9 protein-coding genes are annotated in these 12,644 nt (G+C 48.5%); 7 read left to right on the top strand and 2 right to left on the bottom strand.

From position 1 onward, the window contains the following. Positions 1-29 precede the first annotated feature (29 nt). The 7 genes from KUA49_RS14940 to KUA49_RS14910 all read left to right on the top strand — a co-directional run bounded on the left by KUA49_RS14940 (position 30) and on the right by KUA49_RS14910 (position 7,520). Complete coding sequence (locus tag KUA49_RS14940) at positions 30-563, top strand: NUDIX hydrolase (protein WP_218412571.1); 534 nt, start codon at positions 30-32, stop codon at positions 561-563. Positions 564-669: 106 nt separating this feature from the next. Further along, the gene (gene topA / locus KUA49_RS14935) at positions 670-2,997 is read left to right on the top strand and encodes a type I DNA topoisomerase (protein WP_218412570.1); all 2,328 of its coding nucleotides are present in this window, start codon (positions 670-672) and stop codon (positions 2,995-2,997) included. A 59-nt stretch (positions 2,998-3,056) separates the two neighbouring features. Next, positions 3,057-3,584: a shikimate kinase gene (locus KUA49_RS14930; RefSeq protein WP_203049156.1), complete on the top strand. Its 528-nt coding sequence runs from the start codon at positions 3,057-3,059 to the stop codon at positions 3,582-3,584. A gap of 117 nt (positions 3,585-3,701) precedes the next feature. After that, positions 3,702-5,594 carry a biosynthetic arginine decarboxylase gene (gene speA / locus KUA49_RS14925; RefSeq protein WP_218412569.1) on the top strand — a complete coding sequence of 631 codons (1,893 nt, stop codon included), beginning with the start codon at positions 3,702-3,704 and terminating at the stop codon, positions 5,592-5,594. Between the two features lie 81 nt (positions 5,595-5,675). Next, positions 5,676-6,449, top strand: coding sequence for an acetylglutamate kinase (gene argB, locus KUA49_RS14920; RefSeq protein ID WP_218412568.1), 774 nt, complete (start codon positions 5,676-5,678; stop codon positions 6,447-6,449). 65 nt (positions 6,450-6,514) lie between these two features. Continuing rightward, on the top strand, positions 6,515-7,030 hold the full coding sequence (locus tag KUA49_RS14915) for an RNA polymerase sigma factor (protein ID WP_218412567.1): 516 nt from the start codon (positions 6,515-6,517) through the stop codon (positions 7,028-7,030). After that, on the top strand, positions 7,020-7,520 hold the full coding sequence (locus tag KUA49_RS14910; protein WP_089544823.1) for a pyruvate ferredoxin oxidoreductase: 501 nt from the start codon (positions 7,020-7,022) through the stop codon (positions 7,518-7,520). Before KUA49_RS14915 ends, KUA49_RS14910 begins: the two co-directional genes overlap by 11 nt. A 197-nt stretch (positions 7,521-7,717) precedes the next feature. Here the strand turns inward: KUA49_RS14910 and KUA49_RS14905 are convergent, their stop codons facing one another. Together KUA49_RS14905 and KUA49_RS14900 are read right to left on the bottom strand one after the other, a co-directional pair. Further along, positions 7,718-8,905, bottom strand: a complete 1,188-nt coding sequence (locus KUA49_RS14905; RefSeq protein ID WP_256624831.1) for a glycoside hydrolase family 88 protein — start codon at positions 8,903-8,905, stop codon at positions 7,718-7,720. 424 nt (positions 8,906-9,329) lie between these two features. Beyond that, positions 9,330-12,398 (bottom strand): glycoside hydrolase family 2 TIM barrel-domain containing protein, encoded by a 3,069-nt coding sequence (locus KUA49_RS14900; protein WP_218412565.1) that lies wholly within the window; start codon positions 12,396-12,398, stop codon positions 9,330-9,332. Between the last annotated feature and the right edge of the window lie 246 nt (positions 12,399-12,644).

The following is a 12,644-nucleotide window of genomic DNA, read 5'->3' as shown; positions in this document are numbered from 1 at the left end:
TACATTAATCATTATACATTAATCATAATATGAGTCACGTTTTAGATAAATTCAAGTTTTGCCCCGTTTGCGGTTCTCCGAATTTCGAGATCAACAACATCAAGAGCAAGAAGTGCAAGGACTGCGGCTTCTCCTATTATCTCAACCCGAGCAGCGCCACCGTTGCCTTCATCCTCAACGAGAAGGAAGAGCTGCTGGTAGTTCGCCGCAAGAACGAACCAGCCAAGGGTACCCTCGATTTGCCGGGCGGATTTGTAGACATGGATGAAACCGGCGAAGAAGGCGTAACAAGAGAGGTGAAAGAGGAAACCGGACTCGATGCCATCGAGGTGAACTATCAGTTCAGCATCCCGAACCTCTATCTCTATTCCGGCTTCATGGTCCACACCCTCGACATGTTCTACACGGTAAAGGTGAAAGACCTCTCGCATGTGGAAGCTATGGACGACGCCGAAGAGTCGTATTGGATTCCCCTCAGCGAGCTTCATCCCGAGGAGTTCGGATTAGGGTCGATAAAGCAAGGTGTGACCAAATTTCTTGCAAAACACAAGACGAAAGGATGAAAAAAAGCCCCGAAACATTTAAAAAACTAAAAAAATCACTATATAATAAGGTATAAGCAAAAAGTTTATATACTTTTGCAAACCAAAAGAAATTGTGTAGAAGCTTATGCAAGAAAATTTAGTTATCGTCGAGAGCCCTGCAAAGGCTAAGAAAATAGAAGAGTTCCTGGGTAAAGACTTCAAAGTGATGTCTTCCTACGGACACATCCGTGACTTGAAAAAGAAAGAACTCAGTATAGACGAGAAGACCATGGAACCTTGTTATGAGATTCCAGAGGAAAAGAAAAAACTCGTCACAGAATTGAAAGCAACCGCGAAGCAAGCCAAGAAGATTTGGTTGGCATCCGATGAGGACCGCGAGGGAGAAGCCATCAGCTGGCACCTTTGCGAAGTACTCGGATTGGATGAGGAGAAGACAAGCCGTATCGTCTTCCACGAAATTACCAAACCTGCCATCTTGGACGCTATCCAGCACCCACGCCATCTGGACATGAACCTGGTGAATGCCCAGCAGGCACGCCGTGTGCTCGACCGCATCGTGGGTTTCAAGCTCTCTCCAGTGCTCTGGAGAAAGGTGAAGCCAGCCCTCTCTGCCGGTCGCGTACAGAGTGTTGCCGTACGCCTGATCGTGGAGCGTGAGCGTGAGATACAGAAGTTCAAGAGCGAGCCATATTATCGCGTGAACGCCGTATTCGCATTGATTAATGAGAATGGCAGCGCCACAGAGGTGAAGGCAGAACTTGACCAGCGTTTCAAGACCCACGAGGAGGTGGAAGCCTTCCTGGAGAAATGCAAGGACGCCAAGTTCAGCGTAGAGGCAGTGACCAAGAAGCCGCTGAAGCGTACGCCTGCCCCTCCTTTCACCACCTCAACCCTGCAGCAGGAAGCAGCCCGCAAGCTCGGCTTCACCGTAAGCCAGACCATGATGGTGGCTCAGCGCCTGTATGAAGGTGGACGCATCACCTACATGCGTACCGACAGCGTAAACCTCTCTACCCTCTGCAGCAATGCCAGCAAGGACGAGATTATCAAGGTTTACGGCAATGAGTACAGCAAGCCTCGCACCTATCATACCAGCTCTAAGGGAGCGCAGGAGGCTCACGAGGCCATCCGCCCTACCTACATGAGCGAGACCAGCATCGATGGAACCAGCCAGGAGAAGCGTCTTTACGAGCTGATCTGGAAGCGCACCATCGCCTCTCAGATGGCTGATGCTCAGATAGAAAAGACCACCATCAACATCCATATCGACAACACCACAGAAAAATTTGTTGCCAATGGAGAAGTTGTTGTGTTCGACGGATTCCTCAAGGTATATCGTGAATCTACCGACGAGGATGACAACGCAGAGGACTCAACCCACATTCTGCCAGCCATGAAGGAAGGCGATGAGTTGCAGCGCCGCGAGATTATCGCCACCGAGAAATTCTCCCTGGCTCCGGCAAGATACACCGAGGCAAGCCTCGTGAAGAAACTGGAAGACCTCGGCATCGGACGTCCATCTACCTACGCTCCAACCATCAGCACCATCCAGCAGCGCGAATACGTGGTGAAGGGTGACAAGCAGGGCGTGGAGCGCAACTACACCGTAGATTCCCTGAAGGGCATCAAGATAACGCAGAAGACCAAGAAGGAAATGGCTGGCTCCGAGAAGGGCAAGCTGCTGCCTACCGACATCGGTATCGTGGTAAACGACTTCCTGATGGCCAACTTCCCTAACATCATGGACTATAACTTCACAGCACATGTGGAGCAGAGATTCGATGACATTGCCGAAGGAAAGACCGAGTGGATTAAGTGGATGAAGGACTTTGACAAGGGATTCGAGCCTGAGGTGAAGGAAGTGATGAACGCACGCAGCGAGCACAAGGCCGGCGAGCGCGAGCTAGGCAACGACCCTAAGAGCGGTCGCCCTGTGTTCGTGAAGATAGGCCGCTTCGGTCCTGTGGTTCAGATAGGTACAGCCGACGACAAGGACAAGCCACAGTTTGCCCAGTTGCCTGCCGACAAGAGCATCGAAACCATCACCCTGGAAGAGGCTCTGGAACTCTTCAAGCTGCCACGCCAGGTGGGCGAGTTCGAGGGAACCACCGTTACCATCGGTGCCGGCCGCTTCGGTCCATACGTGCTCCACAACCGCAAGTACGTATCCATCCCTAAGGACATCGACCCTATGGCCATCACCCTGGAGCAGGCGATAGAACTCATCAACGAGAAACGCAGCAACGAGCAGAAGCGCCACATCAAGACCTTCGAGGAAGATGAGAAACTGGAACTGCTGAACGGCCGCTACGGTCCTTACATCGCATACGATGGCAAGAACTACCGCATTCCTAAGGCAAAGCAGGAGAATGTGGAGGCGCTTACCTACGATGAATGCATGACCATCATCAAGGAAGCACCGGAGCCAAAGACTAGAGGCAGAAAGAAGTAAATTGCTGATGGATGGTTCCCTTTTTAGAGGAGCCATCCTATCAAAATAATAAGAAAGAAATGAAGTCAATCATCATCATTGGATATATGGGAGCCGGCAAGACAACCGTCGGCAAGGCCCTCGCCAAAGAGCTTGGCGTGATGTTCTACGACTTAGATTGGTATATCGAAAGCCGTATGCGCAAGACCGTGAAGCAGATTTTCGACGAAATGGGCGAAGAGGGATTCCGCCACATAGAGCACAACATGCTCCACGAGGTGGCAGAGTTTGAAAACGTAGTGGTTAGCTGCGGCGGAGGAACACCTTGTTTCTTCGACAACATGGACTATATGAACCAGGCAGGCGAAACCATCTACCTGAAGGCAAGCCCTGAAACCCTGCATGCCCACCTGAAGATGGGCAAGGGCGTACGCCCCCTGCTGCTCAACAAGACTCCCGAGGAAGTGGATGTCTTCATCCGTGAACAGCTCAAGCAACGCGAGCCGTTCTACGAAAAGGCCAAGCACATCATCGACGTCAATGTGATGGACAACTTCGACAAGATTAACAATACGGTTCAGCAGATTAGAAACCTGCTGAACGTGTAACCCAAAAGGTAAGCATTCCCCCCACCCATCTGAGGGAGAGTGCTTACCTTCACTCGTAGTATATTCATATCATAACATCAAATTATAATAGACTAAAAAGCAAGACAAGAACAGAAAATGAAGAAATGGACTATTGAAGACTCGAAGGAGCTCTACAACATTGGTGGTTGGGGCACTTCTTACTTTGGCATCAACGACAAGGGTGATGTCTATGTAACTCCATGCAAGGACAACACGCAGATAGACCTGCGCGACATCATGGACGAGTTGGCATTACGCGACATCAACGCTCCCGTACTGCTCCGTTTCCCAGACATCCTCGACAACCGCATCGAGAAGACAGCCAGCTGTTTTCAGAAGGCAAAGGAGGAATATGGTTACAAGGGGGAAAACTTTGTCATCTATCCTATCAAGGTAAACCAGATGCAGCCGGTTGTAGAGGAGATTATCTCTCATGGAAAGAAGTTCAACCTGGGACTGGAAGCCGGTTCCAAGCCAGAACTTCATGCCGTTATCGCCGTACAGGCACAGAGCGACTCGCTCATCATCTGCAATGGCTACAAGGACGAGAGCTACATCGAACTTGCCTTGCTCGCACAGAAGATGGGTAAGCGCATCTTCATCGTGGTAGAAAAGCTCAACGAGCTGGATATCATCGCCAAGGTGGCAAGCAAGCTCAACGTGAAGCCAAACATCGGTATCCGCATCAAGCTCGCTTCTTCAGGCTCAGGAAAATGGGCTGAAAGCGGTGGAGATGCATCGAAGTTCGGTTTGACAAGTGCCGAACTGCTCACTGCCCTCAACAAGATTGAGGAGATGGGATTCCACGACTGCCTGCGCCTCATCCACTTCCACATCGGAAGCCAGATTACCAAAATCCGCCGCATCCAGACGGCTCTCCGTGAGGCAGCTCAGTTCTACATTAACCTGCACAAGATGGGCTACAATGTAGATTTCGTAGATTGCGGTGGTGGTCTTGGTGTAGATTACGACGGCACCCGTTCTGCCAGCAGCGAAAGCTCTGTAAACTACTCTATCCAGGAGTATGTAAACGATTGTGTCTATACCTTCGTTGATGCAGCCAACAAGAACAATATCGAGCATCCTAACCTCATCACCGAGAGTGGCCGCTCACTCTCTGCCCACCACTCCGTATTGGTGATTGATGTGCTGGAGACTGCATCCCTGCCTGAAATGCCAGAGGAGTTTGAGGCAAAGGAGACTGACCACCAGTTGGTGAAGGACCTTTATGAGATATGGGACAACCTGAATCCCCGCAACATGCTGGAAGACTGGCACGATGCCGAGCAGATTCGCGAAGAGGCCTTGCAGCTCTTCTCTCACGGCATCGTAGATTTGAAGACCCGTGCCGAGATTGAGGCGATGTACTGGAGCGTGTGCCACGAGATCAACAATCTTGCCAAGCACATGAAGCACGTACCTGAGGAGCTGAGAGGACTGGACAAGATTCTTGCCGACAAGTATTTCTGCAACTTCTCATTGTTCCAGAGCCTGCCAGACAGTTGGGCCATCGACCAACTCTTCCCTATCATGCCTATCCAGCGTCTGGACGAGCGTCCTACCCGCAACGCTACCTTGCAGGACATCACCTGCGACAGCGACGGCAAGATTGCCAACTTCGTAACCGATGGTCATATCGGCAACGTTCTTCCTCTTCATCCTTTGAAGAAAAACGAGCCATACTATCTCGGTGTGTTCCTCGTAGGTGCCTACCAGGAGATTCTGGGCGACATGCACAATCTCTTCGGCGACACCAATGCAGCCCATATTTCCGTAAAAGACGGCAAATACAGCATCGACCAGATATTCGATGGCGAGACCGTAGAGGAGGTATTGGATTACGTACAGTATAATCCGAAGAAACTCGTCCGCCAGTTGGAGCAGTGGGTAACCAAGAGTGTGAAGGAAGGCAAGATTTCACTCGATGAGGGTAAGGAATTCCTGGGCACCTATCGCAATGGTCTCTTCGGATACACTTATCTTCAGTAAGAATTAACAGTTGATAGTTAATAGTTTACAACAAGATTGCCCTATAAACTATTAACTATAAACTATAAACTAAACTTAAAGATGGAAAAAGTAACAGTAGTAAAGGTAGGCGGTGCCATCGTTGAAGACAGCGAGCAGCTGGCACAGCTCTTGAAGGATTTTTCTGCCATTCCCGGCAAGAAAGTATTGGTACATGGCGGTGGACGCCGTGCCACCAAGGTAGCCGCAGCCATCGGCATTGAGAGCAAGATGGTAAACGGCCGTCGCATCACCGATGCAGACATGCTGGAGGTGGTTACCATGGTGTATGGCGGTTTGGTGAACAAGAACCTGGTTGCCAAGCTTCAGGCTAACGGCGTGAACGCCCTCGGTCTGACAGGTGCCGATATGGACGTAATCCATAGTCACAAGCGCCCATTGAAGGACGGCATTGACTTCGGATTCGTAGGCGATGTAGAGCGTGCCAACGGCAAGATGCTCCAGACCCTGATCAATGAAGGCATCACCCCCGTGATGGCTCCACTGACCCACGACGGTAAGGGCAATATTCTCAATACCAATGCCGACACCATCGCAAGCGAGACAGCCAAGGCTCTGGCTCCTTACTACGACGTGACATTGATATACAGTTTTGAAAAGAAAGGCGTGCTCAGCAATCCTGAGGATGACGACAGCGTGATTCCAGTGATTACACATGCCGATTTTGAGAGATATAAAGCAGACGGTACCGTGGCAGGCGGCATGATTCCAAAGCTGGAGAATGCCCTTGCAGCCATCGACGCAGGCGTGAAAGAGGTGATTATCACCCTTGCTACCGCCATCGACGGAAAGCACGGAACTGTTATTAAGAGTTAAAAATAGAAATAATTCAGAGTTGCTTGTAACTTTCTTACAGGTGAGTCGTCATTAATTATGTAGGGATGAAAGAAATCAGTTTCCAAAACGATGTTTTGCCACTGAAGAATAAACTCTTCAGGCTGGCCCTTCGCATTACTCTCAACCGGGAGGAAGCGGAGGACGTTGTGCAGGATACCATGATTAAAGTCTGGAATGCCCGCGACAGATGGCAGGAGCTCGACTCCATCGAGGCCTACAGCCTCACCATCGCCCGCAACCTCTCGCTCGACCGCATCAAGAAGATGGATAATCAGAATGATTCGCTGGAAGAGCAAAATACGGAAAGGCTCGACGAGACATCATCCACTCCTTCCGAACGAATGATTCAGAAAGACAAGCTGAACATCGTAAGGAACATCATTAATGAGTTGCCCGAGAAGCAGCGCAGCTGTCTGCAACTTCGAGACATCGAAGGAAAATCCTATAAGGAAATAGCAGACATCCTCAGCATCACCGAAGACCAGGTCAAGGTGAACATCTTCAGGGCTCGACAAACAGTTAAACAAAGATTTCAACAATTCGACAGTTATGGATTATAAGTACATCAACCAACTTTTGGACCGCTATTGGAAGGCCGAGACTTCTCTCGAAGAAGAGGAGATTCTCCGTGCATTCTTCAGCCAGGACGAGTTGCCTGCCGAGCTGAAGCCATATCAGGCGCTCTTCTCTTACGAGATGGGCGAGGCTAAGCAAGAGACACTGGGTGATGACTTCGATCAGAAGATGATGGCGATGATTGAAGATGAATACACCAAGGAGCCAAACAAGGCAAAGGTAGTTTCACTGACAGAGCGTCTGAAGCCTCTCTTCAAGGCTGCTGCCGTGGTAGCTATCGTCTTGACCTTGGGCAACGCTGCCCAGGTTCCATTCCAGAACGATGTCGATAACCAGATTGAAAACGTAGGATACACCAAGAGTGGCAAGGGCGTTTCCGTAGCCATGGGCGATTCTGCTTCGGTTGATTCCATGCAGCGCACGGGCATCGACCAGATAAGCACCACCACCGCTTCTCCTACGATATTGAAGTAGTTATTTCTATGCTTTCTCTATATAAAAAAAAATCATGTTTAGTAAAACAATTCTGAAACTGTGAAGTTTCAATTCTCTCAAATTTTTCATAACATACTAACGTATTAGGGCTGCCAGAATATTCTGGCAGCCCTTGCTGTATATCAAAAGAGACAACCCACACGGGTTGCCTCTTAACACATAAACCTTATTCTAACCTAATAACTTATATTTTTCACTCTATTCAATGCTTCTAAATAATAATAGTCGGCATAGATAATGCAGGCATCTATCTCGCTTCCTGCCGGATGATGCCCCGTGCTATGCATTAGGAATGCCACATTCTTCTTGCCGCTCTGGTATTTACTGGTGCTAAGCTGGGCTAGCGTCTGCAAGGCAAACTGCTTGTACTCTTCGCCTTTCTCACCTCCCACATATTGCTGAAGTTCCAGTAAGGCATCGGCAACCACACAGGCAGCACTTACATCCTTCGGTGCTCCCATTGTTCCACGTGAATCATCCATATCCCAAAGAGGAATGAAGTCATCGCTGGTTTCCTTCAATCGCTTGATGTAAATATCAGTCACCTTCTGGGCAAAATCCAGGAACATCCTGTTGCGGGTATAACGATACACCATCGTATAGCCGTAGATGGCCCAGCTCTGCCCTCTTGACCACATGGAATCATCAGAATATCCCTGATGGGTCACTCCCTTGATAAAGTTACCACTGATGGTATCATATACTGCCACATGATAGCAGCTGCCATCCGGACGGAAATGATTCTGCATCGTGGTCTTGGCGTGAGTTACAGCCAAATCGTAAAGAAGTTTGTTTCCTCCGTTTTTGGCAGCCCAGAACATCATATCGAGGTTCATCATATTATCCATAATCGTATTGTGCGGCCAGTTGCGAGGCTTCACTTCTCTAGGCCAACTCAATATCGTACCCACGATAGGATTGAAGAGCGTGGCAAGCGAATCGGCGGAAGCCAGAATCACATTCTTGTATTCCTGCGAATGATTCACCTCATAGCCCTTCCCGTAGGAACAGAACATCAGGAAACCGATATCGTGGTCGTAGCAAGGGCGATAGGCGATGCCTTTCAGAGACTCCGTATATCCTTCGGCAGCCCTGCGCACAGCCTCATCCTTAGTATTCTGATAGTCCATCCAGAGGATTCCCGGCCAGAAACCGTCACACCACTCCTCTGGTGTAGCCTTGCGGCAGTTCCAGCCCTTCTGCTTATCCCCCTTGAGGATATTTCGAGGCTCCATCGTGTAGTCGAAAGAGCCATCCTTCTGTTTCAACTCAGCCAAAGCTCTGCCCACCTGCTTATGGCAGTATTGCAGTTGCTTATTCACATCAAGCCCCTGCTTTGCATCGAGCTTGCTCTGTGCCATCATGCCGTTCGCTAGGAACAAGGCTGATACCCCAAAAAGTATTTTTTCTATTTTCATCATAATTCATTTATTATCAATACGAATGAAACAGGAAGATTACTTAAACTGGTTAGTATTGGAGCAATAAAGAAGCGCAGCTATGGTTTGTTATATGTTAAAAATATGCTTATAAGCTGCCAAAACTATACTTTTTAACATGGTTTTGGCAGCTTATAAGCATATTTTTATTATATCTGCCATACTTAAAGAAGTTTTCTGCAAAGATACAAATCTTTTGCGGAAAGACGAAGCCCGAACTTGTGAAAGTTTGGGCTTTGTTGTAAATAAAAACATTTTTTTCAATTCCGTATCTGGGAAAAAGAGAAAAACGAAAAGGGTGCGCCATTAACTTATGACACACCCCCATAAAGCAAGAAGAAAAAGTCTTTTACTTCTTCAATGTCAGACGATAAGCCAAAGAATACTCCCCATCAAAGAGGCGATACTCCTTGTGAGGTGGCTCACCCCAACTGTTATCACCACCGACTCCTCGCTGAGCACCATCCAAAATCACATACGTCTCCTGACGTGGGTGCATGTCCTTCTGGTGCATCATCTTCTTCTCCAATCCCATATCGAGATCTTCGTCTGCGAAATGAAGGGCAGAGAAGTCCATCGGTTTCTCGGCTTGGAATCGAAGGGTGATGCCTGATTGAGGCGAGGCAATCTCTGCCCAACGCACATCACTGTGGTTGCCTGTCTGCTGAGGGAAGATGTATGGGTAATACATATCCGTCACGGTGGTATGGTAGAGACCGATAAACTGACTGGTCTTTCTATCGGAGTAGTTCTCCCATGGACCACGACCATAGTAGCTTACGTTCTCGAAGCCCTTAGGAAGCGTCATACGCATACCGAAGCGAGGTAATTCCGGCAGTTTCTTTCCCCTGGTGTCCATACTCGCCTTAACGTCAATGCTGCCATCCTTGCGGAAGAGATAAGAGAGATGATAAGGTTGCTTGAGATCGCTCAACACCATGTCAAAGGTAATGAGCACTCCTTCCTCGGTAGGTTCGCCCACCTGACATTTCGATACATAGCGATTGGTCTGTGCGGAACGCCATACGTTACTCTTCTGTGGCATCTTGTTGCCATAATCGTTGTCATTAGGCGCACGCCAGAAGTAAGGTTCCAAGGCTGTACGATTGTGCAAGGCTGAAACACCATCCATGACATAATTGGTGAGCACACCATTCTGCTTGTTGATTTCCACCTTGATGCCGCCTACTGTCAGCACGATGTTGTTCTTCTGGGTTTCCACCTTGATATTACCTTGAGCCTGTTGGCGATTCATTTCTTCCAGTTTTCCTTCGTGTACGAACTGCTCCTTTGCCAAGTCATAATGGGCAGGCAAGAGGTCGTTTGCCTCACGAGTGTAGGCATAGACCTGAAGGGTGTATTCATCGCTTTCCTTCAAGGATGGCATCTTGATGCGCACCTTGCTTTCCTGCTGCGGCAAGGTCTTCAAGCGGAAGTCGCCTGCAGCAACCTCCTTGCCCTCCTTGCAGAGCACCCAGCGGAAATCATAGTCAGCAAGCGTAGAGAACTGATACTCGTTCCTTACGGTCAACTCGCCCTTCTTCCAGTCAAAGCTAGGGAAGATGATGTCTTGATATACCTTCTTCACCTCTAAGGCTTGCGGCTTGTAACTCATATCGGAAGCAAGGACACCATCACATCCACTGTTCATCTCCACAGGCCATACATAACTTCCCATCTCTCCATTATACATCCAATAGGTACGATGGTCGGTATTCTCGTTGATTGTACGGCGGATGCCTTGATCTTGGAAGTCCCAGATAAATCCACCTTGCAAGTTAGGCGACTTCTTGATTAAATCCCAGTAATCCTGAAGGTTTCCATTGCTATTACCTTGCGCATGAGCATACTCACACATGATGAAAGGACGCTGTTTGCCACTCTTGGCATAGGCGAGCACCCTGCCCCAGTTAGGGTACATGTGACATACGATGTCGGTATTTTCTTCCTCCCAAGCTTGCTCAAACTGTACGAAGCGAGTTTTATCGTTCGCTTTCAACCAGCGATACTGCTCATGGAATACCTGTCCATTGCCACACTCATTGCCCATCGACCATCCAATGATGCTTGGGTGATTACGATCACGATAGAACATACGATGGATGCGGTCACGATGCGCAGGAGCCCATTCCTTGCGATAAGCAGGATGTGGAACGGTATCAGTGAAATAGACACAACTGCCCATTCCGTGGGTCTCAATATTTGCCTCATCCACCACATAGATGCCATACTTGTCGCAGAGATCGAGCCATTCTGGACAATTAGGATAATGGCTGCTACGCACAGCATTGATGTTCAACTCACGCAGGCGGCGCAGATTATCCATCATAATTTCGTGGCTCTGCACGTGTCCTAAGGAGTCATTGTGCTCATGGCGATTGATACCCTTGATATATACCATCTTGCCATTGACAAGCAGTCGGGCGTTCTCAATCTTCACCTCACGGAAACCTACTTGCTGGCGCACGGTGTCACCACCCAGTACCATCGCCATCTGATAGAGATAAGGTTTTTCGCCACTCCATAGGTTCACCTTATTCAGTTTCTTGCTCACGTGGATGGTTGTCTCCTTGCCATCAACCTTGAAAGGCTTGGTTTCATTGAGCAACAACTTGCCACTGGCATCACGAAGTTGAACCATCATCTTATCAGAGACCGACTTGCCAGAGAAATTGCGAATGGTAACATCTGTCTCAAGCTGTCCATTGCGATAGTTATCCACAGGAGTAGCCGTAATATTGTAATCCCATACAGACACTGGGCTATAGGCTTGTAGATACACGTCACGCTCTATGCCTGTGATACGCCAAAAATCCTGATCTTCCATATAGCTTCCATCGTGCCAACGATACACTTGTACCGCCATTTGATTGGCACGACCATCTAGATGGACTAACTTCGTCACATCAAACTCGGCAGGAGTCTTGGAGCATTTGGTCATACCCACCTCCGTGCCATTTACCCATACTCTCGCATAACCCGTGATGGAGCCGAAGTGGAGCATCACTTCCCTGTCCTTCCACTGAGAAGGTACAGTGAATGAAGTACGGTAAGTACCCACAGGGTTAGGGATGTCGATGTAAGGAGGATTAGGCGACCAAGGATAGGTGATATTGGCATACAAGGGTGCGCCAAAGCCCAACAGTTCCCAGTTGGATGGCACAGGTATCTGCGCCCACTTGGAGTCATCGAAGTCCATTCGATAAAAATCGTCAGGAGCATCCTTGATGTCGTCGGCATAATGGAAACGCCACTTGCCGTTCAGCAACTTCGTATGCGAGGTCTTAAACCAAGCGTGTGGTTGTTCCTTGCCTCGCTCAAACACGGTCGGATTCTCCCATTCATGCTCGTAAGCATTCGCCACAAGAATAGAGCCGAAGAGAGCAGCCGACAACAGTAATAAGTTCTTGATATTCATAATTCACTTAATATTTATATTTTACTCTTAATACACTTCACTAACACTGATGTTGTAAGTTTGCGCTAAAACGATGCCTATTTGCAACATATAGAGCGCAACACTTAAAAAGAGTCTTCTTGCTGTAGTCTTAATCATCATAGTTATGCTTTGTTTTTCTAGGTATACGATTATAAAGCTAAAATTACATAAAAACGCTAACAAAAAAATCCCATTGGCATTACTACCAATGGGATTACTCTCATC

It is taken from the genome of Segatella copri (assembly GCF_019249655.2).
GTDB lineage: Bacteria > Bacteroidota > Bacteroidia > Bacteroidales > Bacteroidaceae > Prevotella.
This window is presented reverse-complemented; position numbering and strand designations above follow the sequence as displayed.